At 72.8% G+C, this 25,293-nt stretch carries 20 protein-coding genes and 1 pseudogene; 4 read left to right on the top strand and 17 right to left on the bottom strand.

Annotated elements, in window-relative coordinates; genetic code table 11:
* Positions 1-931 (bottom strand): annotated as a pseudogene (locus tag AB0912_RS33585) (phosphodiesterase); the annotation flags it as partial.
* A 378-nt stretch (positions 932-1,309) separates the two neighbouring features.
* Entirely contained in the window at positions 1,310-2,251 is a 942-nt protein-coding gene (locus AB0912_RS33590; RefSeq protein ID WP_366706677.1) for a 2-hydroxyacid dehydrogenase, read from the bottom strand.
* A 76-nt stretch (positions 2,252-2,327) separates the two neighbouring features.
* Between AB0912_RS33590 and AB0912_RS33595 the strand changes: the two genes are divergently transcribed.
* Together AB0912_RS33595 and AB0912_RS33600 are read left to right on the top strand one after the other, a co-directional pair.
* On the top strand, positions 2,328-3,335 hold the full coding sequence (locus AB0912_RS33595; protein WP_366706679.1) for an aldo/keto reductase: 1,008 nt from the start codon (positions 2,328-2,330) through the stop codon (positions 3,333-3,335).
* A 68-nt stretch (positions 3,336-3,403) separates the two neighbouring features.
* A complete protein-coding gene (locus tag AB0912_RS33600) occupies positions 3,404-4,612 on the top strand; it encodes a PQQ-dependent sugar dehydrogenase (RefSeq protein ID WP_366706681.1) in 1,209 nt (402 codons plus the stop codon).
* 220 nt (positions 4,613-4,832) lie between these two features.
* Here the strand turns inward: AB0912_RS33600 and AB0912_RS33605 are convergent, their stop codons facing one another.
* The 15 genes from AB0912_RS33605 to AB0912_RS33675 all read right to left on the bottom strand — a co-directional run bounded on the left by AB0912_RS33605 (position 4,833) and on the right by AB0912_RS33675 (position 23,949).
* A complete protein-coding gene (locus AB0912_RS33605; protein ID WP_366706683.1) occupies positions 4,833-5,090 on the bottom strand; it encodes a DUF6191 domain-containing protein in 258 nt (85 codons plus the stop codon).
* Between the two features lie 25 nt (positions 5,091-5,115).
* Positions 5,116-8,178: an AAA family ATPase gene (locus AB0912_RS33610; RefSeq protein WP_366706714.1), complete on the bottom strand. Its 3,063-nt coding sequence runs from the start codon at positions 8,176-8,178 to the stop codon at positions 5,116-5,118.
* A gap of 164 nt (positions 8,179-8,342) precedes the next feature.
* Positions 8,343-8,540 (bottom strand): hypothetical protein, encoded by a 198-nt coding sequence (locus AB0912_RS33615; RefSeq protein WP_366706685.1) that lies wholly within the window; start codon positions 8,538-8,540, stop codon positions 8,343-8,345.
* 175 nt (positions 8,541-8,715) lie between these two features.
* Positions 8,716-9,333, bottom strand: a complete 618-nt coding sequence (locus tag AB0912_RS33620; protein ID WP_366706687.1) for a hypothetical protein — start codon at positions 9,331-9,333, stop codon at positions 8,716-8,718.
* A gap of 35 nt (positions 9,334-9,368) precedes the next feature.
* The gene (locus tag AB0912_RS33625; RefSeq protein WP_366706689.1) at positions 9,369-9,956 is read right to left on the bottom strand and encodes a GNAT family protein; all 588 of its coding nucleotides are present in this window, start codon (positions 9,954-9,956) and stop codon (positions 9,369-9,371) included.
* 4 nt (positions 9,957-9,960) lie between these two features.
* Positions 9,961-12,204: an MMPL family transporter gene (locus AB0912_RS33630; protein ID WP_366706691.1), complete on the bottom strand. Its 2,244-nt coding sequence runs from the start codon at positions 12,202-12,204 to the stop codon at positions 9,961-9,963.
* A gap of 241 nt (positions 12,205-12,445) precedes the next feature.
* Positions 12,446-13,960, bottom strand: a complete 1,515-nt coding sequence (gene gatB / locus AB0912_RS33635) for an Asp-tRNA(Asn)/Glu-tRNA(Gln) amidotransferase subunit GatB (RefSeq protein WP_366706694.1) — start codon at positions 13,958-13,960, stop codon at positions 12,446-12,448.
* A 16-nt stretch (positions 13,961-13,976) separates the two neighbouring features.
* The gene (locus tag AB0912_RS33640; protein ID WP_366706696.1) at positions 13,977-14,219 is read right to left on the bottom strand and encodes a hypothetical protein; all 243 of its coding nucleotides are present in this window, start codon (positions 14,217-14,219) and stop codon (positions 13,977-13,979) included.
* Positions 14,216-15,721 (bottom strand): Asp-tRNA(Asn)/Glu-tRNA(Gln) amidotransferase subunit GatA, encoded by a 1,506-nt coding sequence (gatA, locus tag AB0912_RS33645; protein ID WP_366706698.1) that lies wholly within the window; start codon positions 15,719-15,721, stop codon positions 14,216-14,218. The genes AB0912_RS33640 and gatA overlap by 4 nt, the downstream gene beginning before the upstream one ends.
* A 5-nt stretch (positions 15,722-15,726) precedes the next feature.
* Positions 15,727-16,023 carry an Asp-tRNA(Asn)/Glu-tRNA(Gln) amidotransferase subunit GatC gene (gene gatC, locus AB0912_RS33650; protein WP_037622623.1) on the bottom strand — a complete coding sequence of 99 codons (297 nt, stop codon included), beginning with the start codon at positions 16,021-16,023 and terminating at the stop codon, positions 15,727-15,729.
* 892 nt (positions 16,024-16,915) lie between these two features.
* On the bottom strand, positions 16,916-19,156 hold the full coding sequence (locus AB0912_RS33655; RefSeq protein ID WP_366706700.1) for a bifunctional diguanylate cyclase/phosphodiesterase: 2,241 nt from the start codon (positions 19,154-19,156) through the stop codon (positions 16,916-16,918).
* Between the two features lie 260 nt (positions 19,157-19,416).
* The gene (ligA, locus tag AB0912_RS33660; protein ID WP_366706702.1) at positions 19,417-21,612 is read right to left on the bottom strand and encodes an NAD-dependent DNA ligase LigA; all 2,196 of its coding nucleotides are present in this window, start codon (positions 21,610-21,612) and stop codon (positions 19,417-19,419) included.
* 15 nt (positions 21,613-21,627) lie between these two features.
* Positions 21,628-22,635, bottom strand: a complete 1,008-nt coding sequence (locus tag AB0912_RS33665) for a methionine synthase (RefSeq protein ID WP_366706704.1) — start codon at positions 22,633-22,635, stop codon at positions 21,628-21,630.
* Between the two features lie 48 nt (positions 22,636-22,683).
* Positions 22,684-23,382, bottom strand: a complete 699-nt coding sequence (locus tag AB0912_RS33670) for an SDR family oxidoreductase (protein WP_366706706.1) — start codon at positions 23,380-23,382, stop codon at positions 22,684-22,686.
* Between the two features lie 27 nt (positions 23,383-23,409).
* Complete coding sequence (locus AB0912_RS33675) at positions 23,410-23,949, bottom strand: TIGR00730 family Rossman fold protein (RefSeq protein WP_366706708.1); 540 nt, start codon at positions 23,947-23,949, stop codon at positions 23,410-23,412.
* Between the two features lie 50 nt (positions 23,950-23,999).
* Here AB0912_RS33675 and AB0912_RS33680 point away from each other — a divergent pair, with 50 nt between their 5' ends.
* Both AB0912_RS33680 and AB0912_RS33685 read left to right on the top strand, forming a co-directional pair.
* A complete protein-coding gene (locus tag AB0912_RS33680) occupies positions 24,000-24,323 on the top strand; it encodes a DUF427 domain-containing protein (protein ID WP_366706710.1) in 324 nt (107 codons plus the stop codon).
* Between the two features lie 98 nt (positions 24,324-24,421).
* Complete coding sequence (locus AB0912_RS33685) at positions 24,422-25,207, top strand: alpha/beta hydrolase (protein ID WP_366706712.1); 786 nt, start codon at positions 24,422-24,424, stop codon at positions 25,205-25,207.
* The last annotated feature ends 86 nt before the right edge of the window (positions 25,208-25,293 follow it).

Consider the following 25,293-nt stretch of genomic DNA (forward strand, 5'->3'; position numbering starts at 1 on the left):
GCTCGCCGGGTCCGGGCGGCGCGGGGCGGCTCTCCTGGCGCGGGCCCGGGATGTGACCGCGGGCCCCGCGGGCGGGAGCGTCCGCGAGGCGCCGCTCCGGACCGTGCTCCGCGGCCTGCGGGTGGCCGTGCCGGGTGGCGGCCCAGGGGGCGTAGGCCAGGAGCAGGGAGCCGGCGAACCAGCCCGCGTCGAGCAGTTGGCCCGAGCGGTAGTTGTTGTGCAGCAGGGGGGAGGTGAACAGGGCGTCGCACATGACGGTCAGGGCGAGCGCCCCGATCGCGGTGTTCACCGCAGACCGGTTCACCGAGGAGCGCCGGAAGTGCAGCGCCAGGACCATGCTGACCAGCGCGATGTCCAGCAGCGGATACGCCAGTGACAGCGCGGTGTGGGCGACGCTCGGTCCGTCGAACTTGGCGGCCTGGGCGAGCGCCAGCGACCAGGACAGCGTGAGCAGCGAGCCGCCGATCAGCCAGGCGTCCAGCGCGAGGCACACCCAACCGGCCCTGGTGACCGGCCTCTTGGCGAGCACGAGCAGGCCGACGATGGCGGGCGGCGCGAAGCAGAGGAAGAACAGGTCGGCGCAGCTCGGGCTGGGCACCGGGCGCTCCAGGACGACCTCGTACCACCCCCAGACCAGGTTGCCGAGCGAGGCCATCGCGGAGGAGAGGGAGAACAGCAGCCAGGCGGGCCGGAAGCGGCTGCCGCGGCCACGGGCGTAGAGGAAGCAGGAGACGGCCGCGGTGCCCGCCGCGACGCTCAGCCCGAAGTCGCCCATGACCAGCGCGAGCCGCGCGGAGCCCCAGCCGAGCGCGGAACCCACCGCGTAGCCCGCGCACACCAGGGCCAGGACGAGTTGGGAGAACAGGCCCGTCCCGCCGTCGAGGACCGGCCGGCGGGTCAACAGCGCTCCGGGGGAGCTCACCGGGCCCACCCGGTCCGTGCCGCCGGGTCCACCCGGTCCCGGTGTCCCGGACGCGCGTGCCTGCGGCGGGCCGGATGCCTGCGGTGGTGACGGCCGCCGGGGCAGCCGTGTGCGGCAGCGCGCCAGGGTCGTCGGCGGCGGCCCCGCCGCGTCGGATCGTTGGTCCATAGGCCGTGCATCGCCCGTCGCCCCCCTCGCAGTCTCCATGTCCGTCCCCGGCGCCGAACGGTGCGCGGCGCAGCCCCTGTCGGGACGATACACCAGTGTCGTCACTCAGGGACATAGTTCCTCTACGCTCCGTGACGACCAGCTGTGATGCCGGAACGGTCCGCGTCCGGGGAACCGCGCAGGGTGTTCGAGAAGGGCGGAAGGCGGGCCGAGCGGTGCTCAGCCGCCGGTGGTCAGTACCACGTTCCGCAGCGGCTCCCGGTTCACGAAAAGGGTGAGCTGCCGGGCGAGCAGCCGCTTGGCGCGCGGCCAGAACGCCGATGTGGGGCCGCCGACATGGGGGCTGATGAGCACACCGGGCGCGTGCCACAGCGGGTGGCCCGGCGGCAGCGGTTCGGGGTCGGTGACGTCGAGGGCCGCGGTGATGCGGCCGCTCTCCAGTTCGGCGAGCAGGGCCTTGGTGTCCACGACGGGGCCGCGGGCCACGTTGACCAGCAGGGCGCCGTCCTTCATCCGGGACAGGAAGCCCGCGTTCACCAGGCCGCGGGTGCTCTCCGTGAGCGGTGTGGACAGCACGACGACGTCCGCTTCGGGGAGCAGCGAGGGGAGTTGTGCGAGTGGGTGCACGGGGCCGCGCTCCGTGGTGCGAGCGGAGCGCGCGACGCGCGCCACCCGCGCGAGCTCGAACGGCGCGAGCCGGTCCTCGATGGCGGACCCGATCGAGCCGTACCCCACGATGAGAACGGACTTGTCGGCCAGCGACGGCCGGAAGCCCGCGCGCCACTCCTCGTCGTCCTGGCCGCGGACGAAGTCGGGGATGCCGCGCAGCGAGGCGAGGATCAGCGCGAGGGCCAACTCCCCGGTGCTCGCCTCGTGGACGCCGCGGGCGTTGCACAACTCCACGCCGGGACGCAGGGACGCGAGGCTCGGCAGGACGTGGTCGACGCCCGCGGACAGGGTCTGCACGGCCCGGAGCGAGGTCATCGCGGGCAGCGGGCGCCGCGAGACGGCGGCCGGCTTCATGTAGGGGACGACGTAGAACACGCAGTCCGCCGGGTCGGCGGGAAAGTCCTGGCCGCCGTCCCAGAAGCGGTACGCCGGGCCGTCGGGCAGCCCCTCGATCTCGTCGGCGTGAAACGGCAGCCACACATCGGAAGTCATGGTCAGGAGGCTATGCCAGGGGCCGGAACGCGCAGAGGTTAGGTTGGGGTGCCGGCAGAGGGAGGGTCACGACCAGGTGGAGCGCAGAACGATCGGGGCCGCGGCACTCGGTGTCGGAGCGGTCGGCCTCGGGTGCATGCCGATGAGCTGGGCCTACACCGGTTCGCGACAGCGCGGCGAGGAGTCGCTGCGCGCGGTGCACGCGGCGCTCGACCGGGGCTCGACGCTGCTCGACACCGCCGACATGTACGGCCCCTTCACCAACGAGCTGCTTCTCGGGCGGGTGCTGAGACAGCGCCGCGCGGAGGCCTTCGTGTCGACCAAGGTCGGGCTGCTGGTGGGCGAGCAGCACATCGTGGCCAACGGCCGTCCCGGCTATGTGCGGCGGGCCTGCGACGCCTCGCTGCGCCGGCTCCAGACGGACGTGATCGACCTGTACCAGCTGCACCGGGCGGACCCGGAGGTGCCCGTCGAGGAGACCTGGGGCGCGATGGCCGAGCTGGTGTCGGCGGGGAAGGTGCGCTCGCTCGGGCTGTGCGCGGTGGGGGCCAGGGCGGGCCGGCGGCCGGGGGCGCGGCTGCACGACGGAACGATCCGGCAGCTCGAACGGGTGCAGCAGGTGTTCCCGGTGAGCGCGGTGGAGGCCGAGCTGTCGGTGTGGTCGACGGAGGCGCTGGACGCGCTGCTGCCGTGGTGCGCGGCGCGCGGGGTGGGTTTCCTCGCCGCGATGCCGCTGGGCAACGGCTTCCTGACCGGGACACTGACCCCCGGCGAGGGCTTCGAGCCGGACGACGTACGGGCCCGGCATCCCCGCTTCACCGCCGAGATGATGGCGGCGAACCAGCCCATCGTCGTCGGTCTGCGGCACATCGCCCGGCGGCACGGGGAGGCGGGCCGGCCGGTCACGCCCGCGCAGGTGGCGCTGGCCTGGGTGCTGGCGCAGGGGGCGCACGTGATCCCGGTGCCGGGGGCGAAGCGGGAGCGCTGGGTGGCCGAGAACGCGCTGGCGGCGGAGCTGCGGCTGACCCCGGAGGACCTGGCGGAGGTGGCGAGTCTGCCGGGGGCCCTGGGATCCTGGGAGTGAGGCGGGTCCGCGGCCGGGGCGCGGATTCGCCGGTCCGTGATCGGGAACCCGCTGAGCGCGAGCGGTGTATGAACAGTAGGAACCGCCGCGTCGAAGGGACACTGATGGTGCAACGTCGAGCAGTTGTGGCCGTGTTGGCCACGGCCGCGTTTCTGGTGACGACCGGCTGTTCCTCCGGCGGCGGAGGCGGCTCGGACGGGCGAAGCGCGTCCCCGGGCGCCGGGAGCGGCGCGGCGCCCTCGTCGTCCTCGCGCAGCGCCGCCCCCGAGCCGACACCGCCCGCGAAGGGCTCGGTGAAGGTGCTGCGGACCGTCACGGAGGACCTCGACAGCCCCTGGGGGCTCGCGCCCCTGTCGGAGGGCGGTCTGCTGGTGTCCTCGCGGGACAAGGGGACGATCACCCGGATCGACGAGAAGACCGGCGAGAAGACCGTCCTGGGCGATGTCCCCGGCGTGGCCGCGGCCGGCGAGGGGGGTTTGCTGGGCATCGCCCTCTCCCCGGAGTACGCGTCGGACCACATGATCTACGCGTATGTGACCACGGCCTCCGACAACCGCGTCGTCCGCATGCTGTACGACGCCCGCAAGCCCTCCGGCGAGCAGCTCGGCGCGCCGGACACGATCTTCAAGGGCATCCCCAAGGGAATGATCCACAACGGCGGCCGGATCGCCTTCGGCCCGGACAAGATGCTGTACGCGGGCGCGGGCGAGACGGGTGACCGGGGCCAGGCGCAGGACAAGAAGGCGCTCGGCGGCAAGATCCTGCGGATGACCCCGGACGGCGACCCCGCCCCGGGCAATCCGTTCCCGGACTCGGTCGTCTACTCGTACGGGCACCGCAATGTGCAGGGCCTCGCCTGGGACGACAAACAGCGCCTGTGGGCCTCGGAGTTCGGCCAGGACACCTGGGACGAGCTGAACCAGATCAAGCCCGGCGACAACTACGGGTGGCCGGTGGTCGAGGGCATCGGCAAGGACGCGAAGTATCACAACCCGGTCGCCCAGTGGCACACCGACGAGGCCTCCCCGAGTGGCATCGCGTACGCCGAGGGCTCGGTCTGGATGGCGGGCCTGAGAGGCGAGCGCCTGTGGCGCATCCCGTTGAACGGCACGAAGACCTCCGCCGACCCCGAGGCCTTCCTCAAGGGAAAGTACGGGCGGCTGCGCACGGTGGTCTCCGCGGGCGGCGACAAGCTCTGGCTGCTGACGAGCGAGACCGACGGCCGCGGCAGCCCCGGCAAGGGCGACGACCGGCTGCTGGAGATCGAGGTGAAGTAGGAGATCGAGGTGAGGAGACGAGGTGAGCAGAAGGGCGGAGGAGGGGCGCGGGGGCTGAGTCCGGGCGGTGAACGGCGGGGCTGAGGCCGGGCGGTGACCGGCCGGGTGGTGTATCACCGGGCGGTGACGGCAGGACGGTGTGTGGCCGGGCGGTGACCGGCCGGGGGTGTGTGACCGGGCGGTGTGTGGCCGGGCTGCGGGCGGGCTGTGATCCGGCCGGCTAGGGCGTCCGCGTGGGGCCGGGGTCCTGTCCGTCCGTGACCTCGTTCCCCTCCCCCTCTCCCTCCCCTTCGCCCGGGCTGTCCCCGTCCTCGGGGTGCTTGGGGGCTCGTACGACCACCTTGCCCGAGGTGAGGTCTATGGGGCCGCGGCCCGGGTCGCCGTCGTTCAGGTCCACGCGGGTCAGTTCCAGCCGCTTGCGCTCGTCCTCGGTGTGCTTGCGGCCCGGTGCGAAAAGCTGCTCGAACATGTTGAACACGGCGCCTCCCTCGGCCCGGTTCTCTTCAGCGTAGACCCCGGCCGGCCGCCCCGGCAGTGGAGGTCTCCGGCGGGAAGAGGCGCAGCCGGTGGGCCAGGGCCGCCGCCTCGCCCCGGCCCGAGACCTCCAGCTTGGCGAGGATGTTCGAGACGTGGACGCTGGCCGTCTTCGGGGAGATGAAGAGTTCCTCGGCGATCTGACGGTTGCTGCGGCCGGCCGCGACGAGCCGCAGCACATCGCGCTCGCGACCGGTCAGGCCGAGCGCCAGCACGGGGTCCGCCGGTGCCGTGGACCGCTCGGGAGCGTGGTCCAGGGGAAGGCGGGCGCGCTGGGCGAGCAGCGCGACGGCGTCGGCGAGCGGGCGGGCGCCGAGGTGGTCGGCGGCGGCGCGGGCCAGCCGCAGGAGTTCGGTGGCCCGGTCGCGTTCGTCCTCGTCGGTGCCGGTCAGGAGCAGGGATTCGGCGAGGCGCAGGCGGACCCGGGCCAGGTCGTAGGGGCGCTCCAGGGGTTCGAGGGCGGTGACCACCTCGCACCACTGGTCCGGGGTGCTCGTGCCGTCGGCCCGGTCGAGTTCGGCGCGGACCCATTCGGCGTGGGCGGTCCAGACGGGCGCTCCGGTCGGGAGGGACTTCGCGGCGGAGCGGATGCTCTCCACGGTCTCGGCGCGGTCCGGTCCGGCGAGGGGCAGGCCGCGGGCGTCGGCCTCCGCGCGGGCGGCGGCGAGCAGCAGCGGCCAGCCGTAGCGCTGGGTGCCGGGCGGGAACCCGGCGTCCAGGGCCTGCCGCAGGGCAGCTCGGGCGTCGAGGAGGCGGCCCTCTCCCGCGGCGAGGCCGATGGTGGCCCCGAGCAGCGGCAGGGAGTGCTGGGGCATCGGGTCGTGGGTGCCGAAGTGGCGGCGGGCGGCGGCCAGTTGGCGTCCGGCTTCCGGCAGGTCGCCGCGGGCGAGGGCGACGGGCGCGAGGCGGCCGGCGCCCACCCCGGAGGCCTTGCCGCTGAGTCCGACGCCCAGCGCGTTCCGGGCGGCGTCGACGGCCTCGTCCCACTGGCCGAGCGCGTACAGCGACTCGGAGAGGTTGCCCCAGATCCAGGCGAGGGTTTCCAACAGGCCGTTGCGGCGCGCGAGTTCGACGCCCTCGCGCAGCAGCGCGACGGCCTCGCGGGAGCGGCCGACGGACTCCAGGTGGGAGGGCAGGTTGATGTGCAGCCGGCCGACGACGTACGCGGCGCCGTGCTGTCGCGCCGCGTCCTTGACCTGGTACAGGGCGGCGAGTCCGGCCTCGACGTCACCCGCTTCGATCAGCAGACCGCCGTGGGTGAGGCGGGCGTTGAGTTCGATGTCGCGGGCGCCCACCATGCGCGCGTACTCCACGGCGCGCTCGGCGGCGAAGAGGGCGCCGGGGCCCGGTTCGTGGAGCATGCACCAGGCGGCGACCATGGACAGCACCTCGGCGTGCACCTCGGAGGGCGGCAGTCCGCGCACCAGGTCCTGGGCGGTGGCGAGTTCGGCCCAGCCGTCGCCGCGGACCTGGGCCTGGACGAGGCGGGAGCGCTGGAGCCAGAACCAGGCGGCGCGCAGCGGATCGCCCTCGTCCTCCAGGAGGTGCAGTGCGCGCCGGGTCGTCTTCAGGGCGCGCTCGCGCTCCCCGCACAGCCGGCCGGCGACGGCGGCCTCGGCCATCAGGTCGAGATAGCTGAGCGGGGCGGTGCCGGGGTCGCGGCCGCCGGCCGGGTAGGCCTCGACGTAGTCGATGGGGCGCAGTGCGGCCCGTACGGCGGCGGGGGCGGCCTCCCACAGCTCCATCGCCCGCTCCAGCAGGCGCAGTTGTTCGGAGTGGGCGTGCCGGCGGCGGGCCTCGACGGAGGCGTCGAGGACGGCGGGCAGCGCCTTCGCGGCGTCGTGGGCGTGGTACCAGTAGCTGGCCAGGCGGGTCACGCGTTCGTCGGCCGGGACGAGGGCCGGGTCGGCCTCCAGGGCTTCGGCGTAGCGGCGGTTGAAGCGGGAGCGTTCGCCGGGCAGCAGGTCGTCGCTGACGGCCTCGCGGACCAGGGAGTGGCGGAAGCGGTAGCCGTCGCCGGTGGGCGAGGCGAGCAAAATGTTGGCGCCGACGCAGGCGCGCAGGGCCTCGATGAGGTCGTCCTCGGCGAGCCGGGCCACGGCGGCGAGCAGCGCGTACTCGACGGTGGAGCCGCCCTCGGCGACGATCCGGGCGATCCGCTGGGCGCTCTCCGGGAGCCGCTCGACGCGGACCAGGAGCAGGTCGCGCAGGGTGTCGGTGAGGCCGGTGCGGCAGCCTTCGTGGGCGGCGACGGCGAGTTCCTCCACGAAGAAGGCGTTGCCGTCGGAGCGGGCGAAGATCTCGTCCACCTGGGCCGGGTCGGGTTCGCGGGAGAGGATGCCGGCGATCTGGCGGCCGACCTCGGCGCGGCTGAAGCGGCCCAGTTCGAGCCGGCGGACGGTGCGCATCCGGTCGAGTTCGGCGAGCAGGGGGCGCAGCGGGTGGCGGCGGTGGATGTCGTCGGCGCGGTAGGTGGCGATCACGACGAGCCGGCCGCTGCGCAGGGTGCGGAAGAGGTAGGCGAGCAGATGGCGGGTGGAGGCGTCGGCCCAGTGCAGGTCCTCCAGGACGAAGACGACCGTGCGGTCGGCGGCGACGCGCTCCAGGAGGCGGGCGGTGAGTTCGAAGAGCCGGGCCATGCCCTCCTCGTCGTAGCGCCGTCCCGGGGTCGTCCGGGCGAGTTCGGGCAGCAGCCGGGCCAGTTCGTCCTCCTGTCCGGCCGCCGCGGCGGCGAGTTCGTCGGGCAGGACGCGGCGCAGGGTGCGCAGGGCGGTGGAGAACGGGGCGAAGGGGAGGCCGTCGGCGCCGATCTCGACGCAGCCGCCGCAGGCGACGACGGCGTCCGCGCGGGCGGCGGCGGTGGCGAACTCCTCCACGAGACGGGTCTTGCCGACGCCGGCCTCGCCGGCGAGCAGCAACGCCTGCGGCTCTCCCGTGGCGGCACGGGAGAGCGCGTCGTTCAACACCCCCAGTTCGGCGGCGCGTCCGACGAACACGGGGCTCACGGACCTGGTCTCCACGGGCCCGAGCATCGCACAGGGCACCGGCACCGGGGCACCGGTTATCCGGTGGGCGGCCGGTGCCCCGGCGGTGCCGGCCGGAGCCGGCGGAAGGCGGCCGACCCCCGTACGGCCGCCCTCCCTGACACCCGGCAGCCGGTCGTGGGCGCTACGGCCGGCGCCGGGTGCGGTCGCGTTCACGCGGCGCGGGTGAACGGATGCCGGCGGGGGCGGGGGCTATGGGCGCGCCCCTCCCCGTCCTGCTCCGCGGACGCGCGGCGGGCGGCGCGACGGGCGGCCCGCCGGCCGCGCAGGGCCTCCCGGGCGAGCCGGTCGTCCTGGGCCTCGCGGATCAGTTCCGCGGACCGGATGCGGTGAAGCTCGTACTCGAACATCTTGTACCCCTGGTGAAGAGTCGGTTTCGGCCTCGCCATCGGCGATGTCTCAACCTTCGTCTTCGAGGGGGGTGCGCCACATCGGGAGAGTTCCGCATCTTGCGCACACGAAGGGCCTTAGGGCGGCGCTCAGGCTGCTGCGCCGGCCCTAAGGCCCCTCAGAGATCGTCGGGTGTCAGCTCGTGGAGGGCAGTCCGAGGATGATGTCGGAGTACTTGGCGACCGCGAGGATCAGCCCGACGACGCCGAGCGAGACGCCCGCCCAGGCGACCGACTTGATCCAGGGGGCCTGCGGCCTGCCGGGGGCGCCGAACGCGGGGCGGACGAGGACGACGACGCCGACGATCAGCGCGGCCAGCGCGAAGAGGCCGCCGATCAGCGCGGTGACCGCCCAGGCGTCCCCGTAGACCTCCTTGACCTGCTTGGCGACGCTCGCGCTGGACGAGGTCTGGAGCTGGCCGACGAGCGTCTCGCGGGCGGCGGCGACGGTGGAGACCCAGCTTCCGGTCAGCGACACGATGCCGAGTCCGGCGGAGACCACGGCCGCGGCGCCCTGGCCGACGCCGCTCGGGCCGGCCGCGGTGGTGTCGTCGCCGTCCCCGAGGGCCGTGTCGTCGGCGTCGGCGGCCTCATCGGCGTCGGTCTGCCCCTCGGCGCTGGCTTCCTCGGCCCCGGTGGGGGTCACGTCGTCCGCGGTGATGGCGTCGGTCTTGGTGACGTCCACCGTCTGGTCGTCGCGCTGTGCCTCGGCGCCGGTCTCGGCCCCGGCTTCGTCAACTGTCTTGGTTCCCATGCCCCGCACCGTACGGACGCTGTCTGAGAGGTTCCTTAATGATCCTTGTGAGCGTCCCCGAGGGGGCCGGTCTGGCGGGCGGCGCGCCAGTCGGGTGCGAGCAGGGACCACACCTCCAGGTCGTGCCGGACTCCCCGGTAGGGGTGTTTCTCGCGCAGGACGCCGTCCCGGGTCATACCGAGCCGGCGGGCCACGTTCAGGCTCGGCACGTTGCCCGCGGCGGCCACCCACTCGATGCGGTGGATGCCGCGTCCCTCCACGGCCCAGTCGACGAGCACCCGCATCGCGCGGGTGACCAGGCCCCGGCCGGAGGCGGCGGGTTCCAGCCAGCAGCCGACCTCGCAGTTGCCGTTCTCGGCGTCGAAGTTCAGGAAGAGCACCCCGCCGACGAGCTTGCCGTCGAGCCACAGGCCGTGCAGCGAGCCGGTGTCGGCGGCGCGCATGTCGGCGTACCGCTGGAGGTGGGCCCGCGCGGAGGGCACGTCGGTGGACTGCGATCCGAAGGGGATGAACTGTCCGATGAACTCGCGCCCGCGGTCCAGGTGGGCGAGGAACTCCTCGGCGTGCCAGGGCTCCAGGGGCCGCAGTTCCGCTCCGTCCTCGCCCAGGGATATCGCGTACATCCGGCTACCGCTCCTTCGCCATCACGTCCGCCGCGTCGGCGGCGTGCAGGACGTCCGCCACCCCGGCGTCCGTCGCCTCGGCCAGCCTCTCATGGGCGGCACGGCACTCGGGCGCCTCGATGCTGACCCGGGGCAGCCTGCGGTCGAGCCAGCCGGGCAGCCACCAGTTGGCGTTGCCGAGCAGGTGCATGAGCGCGGGGACGAGGAGGGTGCGCAGCACGAAGGCGTCGAGGGCGACGGCGGCGGCCAGCGCGACGCCGAACATCGCGATGACGCGGTCGCCGCTGAGCACGAAGGCGAGGAACACCGAGATCATGATGACGGCCGCCGAGTTGATCACCCGGCTGGTCTCGGCCAGGCCGACCCGGACGGCCCGCCGGTTGTCGCCGGTCTCCAGCCACTCCTCGTACATGCGGCTGACCAGGAACACCTGGTAGTCCATCGAGAGGCCGAAGAGCACCGACACCATGATCACGGGGAGGAAGGGTTCGATGGGGCCCGCGCGGCCGAGGCCGAGCAGGTCGCTCCCCCAGCCCCACTGGAAGATCGCGACGACGACCCCGAAGGCGGCGGCGACCGCGGCGATGTTCATGACGGCGGCCTTCAGGGGGATGCCGATCGACCGGAACGCGAGGAGCAGCAGGAGGCAGCCGAGGCCGATCACGACGCCGACGAAGAGCGGCAGTTTGCCCACGATGACGTCGGCGAAGTCGTCGTAGCTCGCCGTCACCCCGCCGACCTGGATGTCCAGCGCGGTGCCGGTCTCGGCGCGCGGCAGGACCGTGGTGCGCAGCCGGTCGACGAGGTCGCTGGTGTCCTGCGACTGCGGGGCGGAGGCGGGGACGACGGTGAGGTACGCGGTGTCGCCGGCGGTGTTGTAGGTGACCGGGGTGGCGGAGGCGACACCCCGGGTGAGCCGCAGGGAGAGGTCGAGGTTGTCGAGCGCGAGGCGGTCCTCGGCGCCGCCGACCCTGGTGACGAGGGTCAGGGGGCCGTTCACGCCGGGTCCGAAGCCCTTGCCGATGAGGTCGTAGGCCTGCCGGGTGGTCGTCGTGCGGGGGTCGTTGCCCTGGTCGGAGGTGCCCAGGTGGAGGGAGGCGGTGGGCAGCGCGAGCAGGGCCATCACGACGACGGCGACGGCGCCGAGGACCTTGGGGTGGCGTTCCACGAAGGCGGACCAGCGGGCGGCGAAGCCGGTGGGCAGTTCGGGTTCGGGGCCGTGCTCGTCCAGCCGGCGCCGTTCGCGGCGGCTCAGGGCGCGGGGGCCGATGAAGGAGAGCAGCGCTGGCAGCAGGGTGACGGAGGCGGCGACGGTGAGGACGACGGTGAGGGAGGCCGCGACGGCGACCCCGTTGAGGAAGCCGAGCCGCAGGATGAGCATGCCGAGCAGGGCGATGCAGACGGTGGCGCCGGCGAAGACGACCGCGCGCCCGGTGGTGGCGACGGCGTTCTGGGCCGCCTCGGCGACCGGCAGTCCGCGTTTGAGGCCGCGCCGGTGCCGCGTCACGATGAACAGGGCGTAGTCGATGCCGACGCCGAGCCCGATCAGCATGCCGAGCATGGGGGCGAAGTCGGCGACGGTCATGGCGTGCCCGAGGAGCACGATCCCGAAGTAGGCGGTGCCGACGCCGACCAGGGCGGTGGCGATGGGCAGCGTCGAGGCGGCGACGGAGCCGAAGGCGAGGAAGAGGACGACGGCGGCGACGGCCACGCCGACGATCTCGGCGGCATGACCGCCAGAGGACTGCGTGAGGGCGACGGCGCTGCCGCCGAGTTCCACGTCGAGCCCGGCGGTCTCGGCCGCCTTCGCGGTGTCGACGACGGCGCGGACCTCGCCCTTGTCGATCTTCTCGGCGCGCTCGGTGAAGGTGATGTTCGCGTACGCCGTGCGGCCGTCCTCGCTGATCCGGTCCGCGCCGCCGCGTCCGTACGGGCTGTCGACGGAGGCGACTCCGGAGAGCCCGGCGATCTTGTCCAGGGTGCGGGTCATCGACTGTTCGACGGCGGCGGAGCGCACGCTGCCGTGGCCGGTGTGCCAGACGACGGTGTCGTTGTCGCCGCCGAGTCCGGGGAAGCCCTCGCCGAGCAGCCGGGTCGCGGTGCCGGACTCGGTCCCCGGGGCCTCGTAGTCGTTGGAGTACGAGGAGCCCGCGACGGCGGCGGCAGCGGTGACACCGCCGAAGGCGGCCAGCCAGAGCAGTACGGCAACGAGGCGGTGCTGGACACACCAACGTGCGAGGGCTGCCACGGACGAGCTCCCTGGGGGATTTGAGGATCTTTATCGGGAACTGCCCGCAAAGAACGCATGACTAATGCGTCATCACTCTTACAGCCCCAAAAGATCCTTTGTCGCATTCGTGGCCATACTCACAGCACGGCTCCCCTCCCCCGGGCGTACGAGGGGCTCCCCTCCGTACCGGCCGTCCGGACAGGCCTCAGGGGGCGCATCGGTATCGACGCGCCCCCTGGGACGTGGAGAAAAGGCGGCCTCAGCCCTCGCTGACGCCGAGCTTCTCCAGGATGAGTTCCTTCACGCGGGCCGCGTCGGCCTGGCCGCGGGTGGCCTTCATGACCGCGCCGACGAGCGCGCCGGCGGCCTGGACCTTGCCGCCGCGGATCTTGTCGGCGACGCCCGGGTTCCCGGCGATGGCCTCGTCGACGGCGGCGGTGAGCGCGCCCTCGTCCGAGACGACCTTCAGACCGCGCTTCTCGACGACCTGGTCCGGAGTGCCCTCGCCGGCCAGCACGCCCTCGATGACCTGGCGGGCCAGCTTGTCGTTCAGATCGCCGGAGGTGACCAGCTCGGCCACCCGGGCGACCTGCGCCGGGGTGATCGGCAGGTCCTCCAGGGCCTTGCCGGACTCGTTGGCGCTGCGGGCCAGCTCGCCCATCCACCACTTGCGGGCGGACGCGGCGTCGGCACCGGCCTCGATCGTCGCGACGATCGGGTCGATGGCCCCGGCGTTGAGAATCGACTGCATGTCGTGGGCGCCCACGCCCCACTCCTCGCGCAGCCGGTTGCGGCGGGCCAGCGGCTGCTCGGGCAGCCCGGCGCGCAGCTCCTCCACCCAGTCACGGGACGGGGCGACGGGGACGAGGTCGGGCTCCGGGAAGTACCGGTAGTCCTCGGCCTCCTCCTTCACGCGGCCCGAGGTCGTGGACCCGGTGTCCTCGTGGAAGTGGCGGGTCTCCTGGATGATCGTGCCGCCGGAGTTCAGCACCGCGGCGTGGCGCTGGATCTCGAAGCGGGCGGCCCGCTCCACGGAGCGCAGCGAGTTGACGTTCTTCGTCTCCGAGCGCGTGCCGAACTTCTCGCGGCCGTGCGGGCGCAGCGACAGGTTCACGTCGCAGCGCATCTGCCCCATCTCCATGCGGGCCTCGGAGACACCGAGGGCCCGGATCAGCTCGCGCAGCTCGGCGACGTACGCCTTGGCGACCTCGGGGGCCCGCTCGCCGGCGCCCTCGATCGGCTTGGTGACGATCTCGATGAGGGGGATGCCCGCCCGGTTGTAGTCGAGCAGGGAGTGCGAGGCGCCGTGGATACGGCCGGTGGCGCCGCCGACGTGCGTCGACTTGCCGGTGTCCTCCTCCATGTGGGCGCGCTCGATCTGCACGCGGAAGACCTCGCCGTCCTCCAGCTGGACGTCCAGATAGCCGTCGAAGGCGATCGGCTCGTCGTACTGGGAGGTCTGGAAGTTCTTCGGCATGTCCGGATAGAAGTAGTTCTTCCGGGCGAAGCGGCACCACTCGGCGATCTCGCAGTGCAGCGCGAGGCCGATCTTGATGGCGGACTCGACGCCGGTCGCGTTGACGACCGGGAGCGCGCCGGGCATGCCGAGGCAGGTCGGGCAGGTCTGCGTGTTGGGCTCGGCACCCAGTTCGGTCGAACAGCCGCAGAACATCTTGGTCTTGGTGCCGAGTTCGACATGGACTTCGAGGCCCATGACGGGGTCGTAGGAGGCGAGTGCGTCCTCGTACGACACCAGGTCGGTCGTGGTGGTCACGGTGAAAACTTCCCTCTCAGCCCAGCAGGACGTCGTCGTCGCCCAGGCGCTTGAGCTCCCGGTAGAGGATGGCGAGGCCGGTGACGATGGCGGCGGCGGACACGGCCGCGTCGAGCAGGCGCAGCGTGTCGTGCTCCGAGCGGGCCTTCCTGGCCTGCTTCAGGACACCGAGCGCACCGAAGGCCGTGCCGGCCATGGACAGGTACGTGCCGGACTTGGACTTCTTGAAACCCTTGGCCTTGGACAGTGCCTTGCTCACAGCGACGGAGCCTCCTCAAGCAGCGGGTGCCCCCACTTTTCCACGAAGGCGGCCTCGACGGCGGCGCCGACCTTGTACAGCCGGTCGTCCTTGAGAGCGGGGGCGATGATCTGCAGACCGACCGGGAGATTGTCCTCCGGGGCGAGACCGCAGGGCAGCGACATGGCGGCGTTGCCGGCCAGGTTGGTCGGAATGGTGCACAGGTCCGCGAGGTACATCGCCATCGGGTCGTCGGCGCGCTCGCCGATCGGGAAGGCGGTGGTGGGCGTGGTCGGCGAGACGATCACGTCGACCTGCTCGAACGCCTTCTCGAAGTCGCGCGTGATGAGCGTACGGACCTTCTGGGCGCTGCCGTAGTACGCGTCGTAGTAGCCGGAGCTGAGCGCGTAGGTGCCGAGCATGATGCGGCGCTTGACCTCGGGGCCGAAGCCGGCCTCACGGGTGAGGGCGGTGACCTCCTCGGCGGAGTGCGTGCCGTCGTCGCCGACGCGGGCGCCGTAGCGCAGGCCGTCGAAGCGGGCGAGGTTGCTCGAACACTCGGACGGGGCGATCAGGTAGTAGGCGGACAGCGCCAGGTCGAACGAGGGGCAGTCCAGCTCCACGACCTCGGCGCCCAGCTCCCGGAGCAGGGCGACGGCCTCGTCGAAGCGCTGCACCACACCGGCCTGGTAGCCCTCGCCGCGGAACTGCTTGACGACACCGACGCGCATGCCGGCGACGCTGCCGTTGCGGGCGGCCTCCACGACCGGCGGGACCGGGGCGTCGATGGACGTCGAGTCCAGCGGGTCGTGACCGGCGATGACCTCGTGCAGCAGGGCCGCGTCGAGGACCGTACGGGCGCAGGGGCCGCCCTGGTCGAGGGAGCTGGAGAAGGCGACCATGCCGTAGCGGGAGACCGCGCCGTAGGTGGGCTTGACGCCGACCGTGCCGGTGACGGCGGCCGGCTGGCGGATAGAACCGCCGGTGTCGGTGCCGATCGCGAGGGGCGCCTGGTACGAGGCGAGGGCCGCGGAGGAGCCGCCGCCGGAGCCGCCGGGGATACGGGTGAGGTCCCAGGGGTTGCCGGTCGGGCCGTACGCGCTGTTCTCGGTGGAGGACCCCATGGCGAACTCGTCCATGTTGGTCTTGCCGAGGATGACGACGTCGGCGGCCTTCAGCCGCTTGGTGAGCGTCGCGTCGTAGGGCGGGATCCAGCCTTCGAGGATCTTGGAGCCGACCGTGGTCGGGATGCCCTCGGTGGTGAAGATGTCCTTCAGCGCGAGCGGCACACCGGCGAGCGGGCCGAGCTTCTCGCCGGCCGCGCGCTTGGCGTCCACGGCGCGGGCCTGCGCGAGGGCGCCCTCGCGGTCGACGTGCAGGAAGGCGTGCACCTTCTCGTCGACGGCCTCGATACGGGCGAGGTGGGCCTCGGTGACCTCGACGGCGGTCAGCTCGCCGGCGGCGATCTTCTCGGCGGTCTCGGCGGCGGTGAGCCTGATGATGTTGACGTTGGTGTCCGTCATGGTGATTAGTCCTCCCCCAGGATCTGCGGCACCTTGAAACGCTGCTGCTCCTGGGCCGGGGCGCCGGAGAGCGCCTGCTCGGGGGTGAGCGACGGACGGACCTCGTCCACGCGCATGACGTTCGTCAGCGGCAGCGGATGAGAGGTCGGCGGTACGTCTTGGTCGGCGACCTCGCTGACGCGGGCGACCGCGCCGATGATGTCGTCGAGCTGGCCTGCGAAGTGGTCGAGCTCTTCGCCCTTCAGCTCCAGACGCGCCAGCCGTGCGAGGTGGGCGACCTCCTCGCGCGTGATGCCAGGCATGCAGCGATCCTCTGGGGTGAGTGTGTGTGGTTTGGCCCAATCCTATGGGTCCCACCCCCATGCCCGCGCCCAGGTTCCCCACCCACCCCTCAGACCAACCACCTCCACCCACGCGGGGCCCCCACCCCACCGTCCGGCCAAGCCGCCTCCGCCGACGCCCAGATTCCCCACCCCCCTCCGACCGAGCCGCCTCCGCCGATGCACCACCCGTGACTGTCTCGTCACGCCTACGGGGGCTCACCGCCGAACCCCGGCCTGCGGCCGGACGTCTCCCACCCACGCACCACCCGTAACCGCATCCCGACAGCCGCAACTCGCCCGCGGGGGCTGCTCACCGTCGGCGCCGACCCCACCAAACCCCGGCCTCCGGCCGGATTGTCCCCACCCGCGCACCACCCGTGACCGCATCTCGGCGGGCACAGCTCGCCTGTGGGGGTTGTTCGCCGTCGGCGGGTGGGCGGGCCGGGGGCCGCCCACGGCGCGAAAGCCCCACGGCAGAGCCGAGCCCCTCGGGAGACAGCCACGGGCGGTGCGCGGGCGGGAGACGCCCCGGCAGGCAGCCCCACTCCGCCGCCGAAAAGGGCAGACACGCCACCCGCCGCCCACGGCGCGAAAACCCCACGAGAGAGCCGGACCTCTCGGGAGACAGCCACGGGCGGTGCGTGGGTGGGAGACGCCCCGGCCGGCAGCCCCACTCCGCCGCCGGGAAAGGCAGACACGCCGTCCACAGCAGAGCCGGGCCCCTCGACAGACAGTCACCCGCGGCCCGTGTGGGGGGGGAGAGAGACGCCCGGAGACGTGGGGCCACTCCCTTGCCGGGAGGGGCAGATACAGCCCCGCCGGAGGCCGCCCGCTGCGGCCAGCGTTGTGGGAAAACGCCCCGCCGGTGGGGCTACTCCGCTGCTGGGAGGGCCGCCCGGGGGCGTTGCCAGCCTCGGGAACCCCGGGCGAGGAGCCACGCCGTGGCCTCCTCCGGAGGCATCGCCGCGGCAACCAGCCACCCCTGAACGGCGTCACACCCCAGATCCCGCAACCGCTCCCACGTCTCGTCGTCCTCAACCCCCTCGGCAACGACGAGCAGCCCCAGCGAATGGGCGAGATCAACGGTGCACCGCACGATCTCCGCGTCCTCGGTGTCGACCGCGAGCCGCGCGACGAACGACCGGTCGATCTTCAGCTCGCTGACGGGAAGCCGCCGCAGATGCACGAGCGAGGAGTACCCCGTACCGAAGTCGTCCAGCGACATCTTCACGCCGTGCCCGGTGAGCCCGGCCAGCGTGTCCGCGGCCCGCTGCGGGTCCTCGAGGAGCACGTGCTCGGTGATCTCCAGCTGGAGCGACCCGGCGGGCACCCCGTGCCGGGCGAGCCGCGCGGCGACGGAGCCGGCGAAGCCGGGAGTGTGGACGTCGCGCGGCGAGACGTTGACCGCGACGGGCACGTACAGACCCTGGGCGCGCCAGCGGGCGACCTGCGCGAGGGCGGTCTCCAGGACGTACTCGGTGAGGTGGGGCATCAGCCCGGAGGACTCGGCGATGGCGATGAACTCGTCCGGCGGCACCTTGCCCCGCTCGGGATGCACCCAGCGGACCAGGGCCTCAAGCCCGGCCACCTGCCCGTCGAAGCGGACCTTGGGCTGGTAGTGCAGTTCGACGTCACCGGCGTCGAGCGCGCGGCGCAGATCGCCCAGCAGGCCGAGCCGGTCGGGGGTGTTGGAGTCCCGCTTGGACTCGTAGACCTCGACGCCGGTGCGGTCCCGTTTGGCCTGGTACATCGCGACGTCGGCGCGGCGCAGCAGCCCCTCCGCGTCGAGCGCGTGGTCGGGGAAGACGGCGAGCCCGGCGCTGGCCTCCAGGACGAGGGTGAGTCCGTCGAGGTCGAGCGGCGAGCCGAGGGCGGCGACGAGGCCGCGGGCGACCCGGGTGGCCGAGGTGGTGGAGTCCGCGACCGGCAGTAAGACGGCGAACTCGTCCCCGCCGAGCCGCGCGGCCTCCGCTCCGCGCGGCAGGGCGAGCCGCAGCCGGTCGGCGATCTGGAGGAGGAGCCGGTCACCGGCGAGATGCCCCAGGGTGTCGTTGACCGAACGGAACCGGTCGAGGTCGATCAGCAGCAGGGCGGACCGCGCGCCGATGCGCTCGGCGTCGTCCAGGGCGGTCCAGGTGCGTTCAAGGAGCCACTGCCGGTTGGGCAGTCCGGTGAGCGGGTCGCGGAGCTGTTCCTCGGCCCGCGCGCGGGCTATCCACAGGGTGGAGTCGAGGGCGATCAGCGGGATCGAGAAGAGCGGCAGCAGCATCGGCTGGGCCATCGCGACGACGCACACCAGCGGCGCTATGCCGAGCAGTGCGACGGCGACGAGTCCCTGTCTGACCAGGGCGGTACGGGCGACGGTGGGCAGCCCGCCGCCGCCCTGGGCCTGCAGACACCACAACAGCGCCCGGGTGACGGCCAGATAGGCGCCGGCGACCAGGACGACTTCCGGAGCGGCGTAGAACGTCCAGGTCGTCGCGTCCCAAGGTGTCTCGACGCTCGGGAACCGCCCGAAGGCGGCGAGGACGAGGGCTCCCGCGCCGATGCCGAGGATGTCGACCGCGCCGTGCAGCACCCCTTGGCGCCAGCGGTTGCGGCGGGCGGCGCCGACCAGCACGACGACGGTGAGGCTGACCATCCCGGCGGGGACCCAGCCGTAGAGCAGCAGGACCGCGAGGGTGAGCGCCGCGCCGGACCCGGTGCCGCCCCACCAGCGGGCGCGGCCGAGCGCGACGAGGTGGCCGACGATGATGCCGGTCAGCAGGGCGAGGGCCCAGCCGACGGCGCCGCACGGGAAGAGCGCGTGGTCGTCGGTGAACGCCCGGAAGACACCGGCGCCGAGGACCAGGCCGGCCGCGGCGACGACCGCCGCGGGCAGCGCGGGCCAGGACGGGGTGCGTTCGGGGTCGCCGCCGGTCCTGCCGGGACCGCGCCCGGCGGCCGACGGGCCGGTACGGGGCGCGGCGGGAGCGCCGAGTGGTGCGGCGCCGAGGCCGCTGGGCGCGGGACGCTGCGCGGACCGTCCGGTCCGGAGTCCCGCCAGCCACGCGCCGGTCATCCGGCTCAGGCGCAGCCGCGAGTCCGGAGCGGCGCTCTCGGTCGGTTCCATTCCCGTCCCTCTCACAGCCGGCGGTGCCCACGCCACGCGATCCGTCGCCGGCGACAACTGCCAACGGAGCCGCGTCGGAAAACCCTTCCCCCGGCTCCTGAGGAGCAGGGGGTGCGCCGGCCGCAACCGGGCACGGCAGGCGCACACCTCAACAGTAGGCCGCAGAAGGCTTCCAGGGGCAGCGGTCGTCTACGGTTGCCCGAATGCGCCCCAGCCACCCGTATGCATCTGATATGCGCCGAACGGGTGGCCTTCAACCGCTACTCCTCGACCGGAAGTGCGACGTCCGCCGCCGCCTCGGGTCCTTGTTCGAGCAGGACCTCGAAGCCCTCCTCGTTCAGAACCGGAACCTTGAGCTGCATGGCCTTGTCGTACTTCGACCCGGGATTGTCACCCACCACGACGAATGACGTCTTCTTCGAAACAGAACCGGTCACTTTCGCTCCACGGCTCTGCAGTTGCTCCTTGGCGCCGTCCCGCGTGTGGTGTTCCAGCGTGCCCGTCACGACGACCGTGAGGCCTTCGAGGGGACGCGGCCCCTGGTCCTCGCCCGCGCCCTCGTCCTCCATCCGGACCCCGGCGGCCCGCCACTTGCGGATGATCTCGCGGTGCCAGTCCTCGGCGAACCACTCCTTGAGGGACGCGGCGATGATCGGCCCCACCCCGTCGGTGGTGGCCAACTCCTCCTCGGTGGCCTGCTCGATCCGCTCGACGGAGCGGAACTCGCGGGCCAGCGCCTCAGCCGCCACCGGCCCGACATGACGGATCGACAGACCGGTCAGCACCCGGGCGAGCGGGCGCTCCTTGGCCGCCGCGATGTTGTCGAGCATGGCAAGCGCGTTCTTCCGGGGCTCGCCCTGCTGGTTGGCGAAGATCGTGGCGATCTTCTCCTCGCCGGTCTTCGGATCGCGCTTGGGCAGCCCGCTGTCCTGGTCGAGGACGTACGCCTTGATGGGCAGCAGGCGCTCGATGGTGAGGTCGAAGAGGTCGCCCTCGTCGGTCAGCGGCGGCTCGGACGGCTCCAGCGGTCTGGTGAGGGCCGCCGCGGCGACGTACCCGAAGTGCTCGATGTCCAGCGCCTTGCGGCCCGCGAGGTAGAACAGCCGCTCGCGCAACTGGGCCGGGCAGGTCCGCGCGTTCGGGCAGCGCAGGTCGACGTCGGCCTCCTTCATGGGCCGCAGCGGGGTGCCGCACTCGGGGCACTCGGCCGGCATCACGAACTCCCGCTCGGTGCCGTCCCGCAGGTCGGCGACCGGGCCGAGGATCTCCGGGATCACGTCCCCGGCCTTGCGCAGCACCACGGTGTCCCCGATGAGGACGCCCTTGGCCTTCACCACGTCCTGGTTGTGCAGGGTGGCGAACTCGACCTCGGAGCCCGCGACCGTGACCGGCTCGACCTGGGCGTACGGAGTGACGCGGCCCGTACGGCCCACGCCCACGCGGATGTTGACCAGCTTGGTGTTGACCTCCTCGGGCGCGTACTTCCAGGCGATCGCCCAGCGCGGGGCGCGCGAGGTGGAGCCCAGCCGTCCCTGGAGCGGGATCTCGTCCAGCTTGACCACCACACCGTCGATCTCGTGCTCCACGGAGTGGCGGTTCTCCCCGTAGTACGCGATGAACTCCCGTACGCCGTCGAGGTCGTCGACCACCTTGGCGTAGCGCGTGGTGGGCAGGCCCCAGGAGTGCAGCAGCGCGTAGGCCTCGGAGAGGCGGCCGAGGCCGTCGAAGCCCTCCAGGGCGCCGATGCCGTGGACGACCATGTGCAGCGGGCGGGAGGCGGTGACGCGCGGGTCCTTCTGGCGCAGTGAACCGGCCGCCGCGTTGCGCGGGTTGGCGAAGGGCTTGTCGCCGGCCTTGACCAGACGGGCGTTCAGCTCCTCGAACTTCTCCATCGGGAAGTAGACCTCGCCGCGGATCTCCACGAGGTCCGGGACGCGGTCGCCGGTCAGCCGGTCCGGGATCTCCGCGATCGTGCGGACGTTGGGCGTGATGTCCTCGCCCGTCCGGCCGTCGCCGCGGGTCGCCGCGCGCGTGAGCCGGCCGTGCTCGTACGTCAGGTTGACCGCGAGGCCGTCGACCTTCAGCTCGCACAGGAAGTGGTGGTCCGAGGTGCCCACGTCCTTGGCGACGCGCTCGGCCCAGGCGGCCAGCTCCAGATCGGAGAAGGCGTTGTCCAGCGAGAGCATGCGCTGGCGGTGCTGGACCGAGGTGAACTCCGTGGCGTACGCGCCCGCGACCTTCTGGGTCGGCGAGTCGGGGGTGCGCAGCTCGGCGTACTCCTCCTCCAGGGCTTCCAGGGAGCGCAGCAGCTTGTCGAACTCGGCGTCGCTGACGACCGGCGCGTCGTTCACGTAGTACCGGAAGCGGTGCTCCTCGATCTGCTCAGCGAGCTGCGCGTGCTTCTCCCGTGCCTCGGCGGGTACCGATGTGGGCTCTGCGTGCTTTTCGCCGGCCACCGTTGTGTCCTCCCGTTACTCAGGGTTGTCCGCGAGGGATCTCGCCGCCCGGACGCAGTGGGCGAGCGCCCTGCGCGCGTAGTCGGGGGAAGCCCCCGCGAGACCGCACGACGGAGTGAGCGTGACGGCCTCCGCGAGCAGCTCCGGTCGCAGCCCCAGCCTGCGCCACAGCGTCCTGACACCCATGACGCTACCGGCAGGGTCTGACAACGGGCCGTCCACGCCGGGCACGACACCGGCGAAGAGCCGCGTACCGCCCTCGACGGCTTCACCGATCGCGTCGTCGTCACGCTCGGTGAGGAGGGAGAAGTCGAAGGAGATCGCCGTCGCGCCCGAGCGGCGCAGCAGCGCGAAGGGGACGTCCGGGGCGCAGGAGTGGACCACGACGGGCCCGCCCGGGTGGACGCCGAGGACGTCGCGGAGGGTGCCTTCGACGATCTGCCGGTCCACCGCGCGGTGGGTGCGGTAGCCGCTGGCGGTGCGCACCTGGCCGCGCAACACGGCGACCAGGGAGGGTTCGTCGAGCTGGAGGACGATCCGCGCGCCGGGGATCCGGGAGCGTACGGCGTCGAGGTGGCCGCGCAGGCCCTCGGCGAGGGAGCCGGCCAGGTCACGGCAGGCGCCCGGGTCGGAGAGCGCCGACTCGCCGTTGCGCAGTTCCAGGGCCGCTGCCAGCGTCCAGGGGCCGACCGCCTGCACCTTCAGGGGGCCCTCGTAGCCCTGGGTGAACTCCTCCAGGGCGTCGAGGTCCTCCCCCAGCCAGGACCGGGCCCGCCTGGTGTCGCGGCCCGGCCGGTCGCCGATCCGCCAGCCGCTGGGCTCCACGCGCGCGTACAGCTCGACCAGCATCCCGGCGGTCCGGCCGATCATGTCGGCGCCCGGCCCGCGCGCGGGGAGTTCGGGGAGGAAGGGGAAGTCCTCCAGGGACCCGGTGACGGTCTTCGCGGCCTCCCGGGCGTCGCCGCCCGGCATGGACCCGACCCCGGTGGCCGCACCGAAGCTGAACACGCTGTTTTCGCTCACCCCGGAAGCCTACGGAATCCCGGCGGGTGTCCGGTGACCCGGGCGGCGTCAGCGGCCGGGGCGCACCGTCAGGTCGTTGACCTCGGCGTCGCGCGGCAGGTCGAGCGCCATCAGGATGGTGGTCGCGACGGACTCGGGGTCGATCCAGCGGGCGGCGTCGTAGTCCTTGCCCTCCTGCTGGTGGACCTTGGCCTGCATGGGGCTCGCGGTGCGGCCGGGGTAGACGGAGGTGACCCGGACCCCGGCGGCGTGCTCCTCGTGGCGCAGGGAGTCGGCGAGGGCCTTCAGGCCGTGCTTGGAGGCGGCGTAGGCGGACCAGTCCGCGTGGGCGTTCAGGCCGGCGCCCGAGTTCACGAACAGCACGTGTCCCTGGGCGACCCGGAGCTGGGGCAGGAAGTGGCGGGTCAGTTCGGCGGGGGCGATCAGGTTGACGTTGAGCTGGTGGCGCCAGGACTTCGGGGTCAGCTCGCCGACCGGGCCGAGGTCGACCACGCCGGCGATGTGCAGCAGGGAGTCGACGCGGTCGGGGAGCGTCTGGTGGGAGAACGCCCAGGAGAGTTTGTCCGGGTCCGCCAGATCGCCGACGAGGGTCGTCGCGCCGGGGAAGGCGGCGGCGAGTTCCTTCGCTCGGCCGGCGTCACGCGCGTGGAGCACGAGGTCGTCCCCGCGCGCGTGCAGCCGGCGGGCGACGGCCGCGCCGATGCCGGAACCGGCCCCGGTGATCACATGTGTAGCCATGGACGCCATGCTCGCATCCCGCGCGGGCCGGGCCGCTCACTGGGTGCCGGCGCTCTCCTCCAGGTAGGCGACGGCTCCGACGGGCTCCTCAGCGAAGAAGACGAGGTCGGTGAGCGGGCGGGGCAGGAAGCCCTCGGCGTCCATGCGGCGGAACTGCTCCTTGAGGCCGTCGTAGAACCCGGCGGTGTTCAGCAGGACCACCGGCTTCTCGGTCTTGCCGTGCTTCTTCAGCTCCAGGATCTCGGTGGCCTCGTCGAGGGTGCCGGTGCCGCCGACCATGACGACCACGGCGTCGGCCTTCGCCAGGAGGAGCGCCTTGCGTTCGGCGAGGTCCCGGGCGATGACCATCTCGTCGGCGCCGGCGCGGGCCTTGGCGGCGAGGAAGTCCACGGAGACGCCCACGAGCCGTCCGCCCGCCTCCTGGACGCCGTCGGCGACGACCTTCATCAGCCCGACGTCGGAGCCGCCCCACACCAGGGTGTGGCCCCCCTTGCCGAGCAGTTCGGCGAACTCCCGCGCGGGGCGGGTGTAGCGGTCGTCGAGGTCGGCGGCGGAGAGAAAGACGCAGATGTTCATGACGTCACCGTACGCGGGAACGAATCGGGGCCCGCGAGCGCTTTCCCGGTATGGCTGAAGGACACACGATCACCATCGAGCAGGGCACCCAGCACGTCCGCGTCGTGCACGGCGACCAGGTCCTGGCGGAGAGCGACCGCCCCCTGGTGCTGCGCGAGACCGGCTGTCCGGTGCGCTATTACCTCCCGCCCGAGGACGTCCGTCTCGACCTGCTGACGCCCTCCGACACCCACACGTACTGCCCCTTCAAGGGCACCGCCTCGTACTGGTCGCGCCCGGACGGGGCGGACCTGGTGTGGGCCTACCCCGAGCCCAAGCCGGACGTCGCCCGGATCAAGGACCACTTCTGCTTCTACGAGACGGACGTCTCCTGACGACCGCCGCCCGGTGGACGTCTCCTGACGTACGTACCGGGCACCCGCCGGGCGTGGCGGCGCGATGAGTTCCAGGGTGCCCGGCAGTCTTCGCAGGCATGGACAAGAAGACCATCTCGCGCGACGGGACGCCCATCGCGTACGAACGTTTCGGTGACGGCCCGGCGGTGATCCTCGTCGGCGGGGCGATGTGCACGGGAGCCACGCTGGTCCCGCTGGCCGAGGCCCTGTCGGGCCGCTTCCGCGCCGTCACCTACGACCGGCGGGGCCGCGGCGGCAGCGGTGACACCGCGCCGTTCGCGGTCGCCCGCGAGGTCGAGGACATCGCGGCGCTGATCGAGGCCTGTGGAGGCGACGCGCTGCTCTACGGCGTCTCGTCGGGGGGCGCGCTGGCCCTGGAGGCGGCGGCGAGCGGACTGCCGGTCAGGGCGGTGGCGGTCTACGAGACGCCGTTCGCGGTCGACGCGGAGGCGGGCGAGGAGCGCGCCGCGTACACCGCGCGGCTGACGGAGCTGCTGAGCCAGGACCGGCGCGGGGAGGCCGTCGAGCTGTTCCTGTCCCGGGTCGGCGCACCGCCGGAGCTGATCGCCGGAATCCGGATGTCGCACGCGTGGGCCGGCATGGAGGCGATCGCTCCGACCCTGGCGTACGACAACGCGGCGCTCGGCGAGGGGCCGGTGCCGCGCGGCCGGCTGGCCGGCGTGCCCGTGCCGCTGCTGTCGGTGGCGGGCGACGCGAGCCCCGGGTGGATGCGGGAGGCGTCCCGGGTCGTCGCCGAGGCGGCCCCCAAGGGCTCGTACCGCACCCTGGAGGGCCAGACCCACATGGTCGACGCGTCGGTGCTCGCGCCGGTACTGGCGGAGTTCTTCGGCGCCGACGCCTAGGGCGTGTCGTTTGGATCATGTGGCGGGTCGCGGGGCAGGGCACGCACATCTGCGGCGTTGTCGTCGGTTGCCGACGCTCCGCGTCG

It is taken from the genome of Streptomyces sp. NPDC007084, from assembly GCF_040703595.1.
In the GTDB taxonomy this organism is placed as follows: Bacteria; Actinomycetota; Actinomycetes; order Streptomycetales; family Streptomycetaceae; genus Streptomyces.

What these genes read in the sequence shown, in the direction of transcription:
- AB0912_RS33590 (WP_366706677.1), bottom strand. Translation starts at nt 2,251, where the DNA reads ATGACTTCCGATGTGTGGCTGCCGTTTCACGCCGACGAGATCGAGGGG.
- AB0912_RS33600 (WP_366706681.1), top strand. Translation starts at nt 3,404, where the DNA reads ATGAACAGTAGGAACCGCCGCGTCGAAGGGACACTGATGGTGCAACGT.
- AB0912_RS33610 (WP_366706714.1), bottom strand. Translation starts at nt 8,178, where the DNA reads ATGCTCGGGCCCGTGGAGACCAGGTCCGTGAGCCCCGTGTTCGTCGGA.
- AB0912_RS33615 (WP_366706685.1), bottom strand. Translation starts at nt 8,540, where the DNA reads ATGTTCGAGTACGAGCTTCACCGCATCCGGTCCGCGGAACTGATCCGC.
- AB0912_RS33620 (WP_366706687.1), bottom strand. Translation starts at nt 9,333, where the DNA reads ATGGGAACCAAGACAGTTGACGAAGCCGGGGCCGAGACCGGCGCCGAG.
- AB0912_RS33625 (WP_366706689.1), bottom strand. Translation starts at nt 9,956, where the DNA reads ATGTACGCGATATCCCTGGGCGAGGACGGAGCGGAACTGCGGCCCCTG.
- gatA (WP_366706698.1), bottom strand. Translation starts at nt 15,721, where the DNA reads ATGACGGACACCAACGTCAACATCATCAGGCTCACCGCCGCCGAGACC.
- gatC (WP_037622623.1), bottom strand. Translation starts at nt 16,023, where the DNA reads ATGCCTGGCATCACGCGCGAGGAGGTCGCCCACCTCGCACGGCTGGCG.
- AB0912_RS33655 (WP_366706700.1), bottom strand. Translation starts at nt 19,156, where the DNA reads ATGGAACCGACCGAGAGCGCCGCTCCGGACTCGCGGCTGCGCCTGAGC.
- AB0912_RS33670 (WP_366706706.1), bottom strand. Translation starts at nt 23,382, where the DNA reads ATGGCGTCCATGGCTACACATGTGATCACCGGGGCCGGTTCCGGCATC.
- AB0912_RS33675 (WP_366706708.1), bottom strand. Translation starts at nt 23,949, where the DNA reads ATGAACATCTGCGTCTTTCTCTCCGCCGCCGACCTCGACGACCGCTAC.
- AB0912_RS33680 (WP_366706710.1), top strand. Translation starts at nt 24,000, where the DNA reads ATGGCTGAAGGACACACGATCACCATCGAGCAGGGCACCCAGCACGTC.
- AB0912_RS33685 (WP_366706712.1), top strand. Translation starts at nt 24,422, where the DNA reads ATGGACAAGAAGACCATCTCGCGCGACGGGACGCCCATCGCGTACGAA.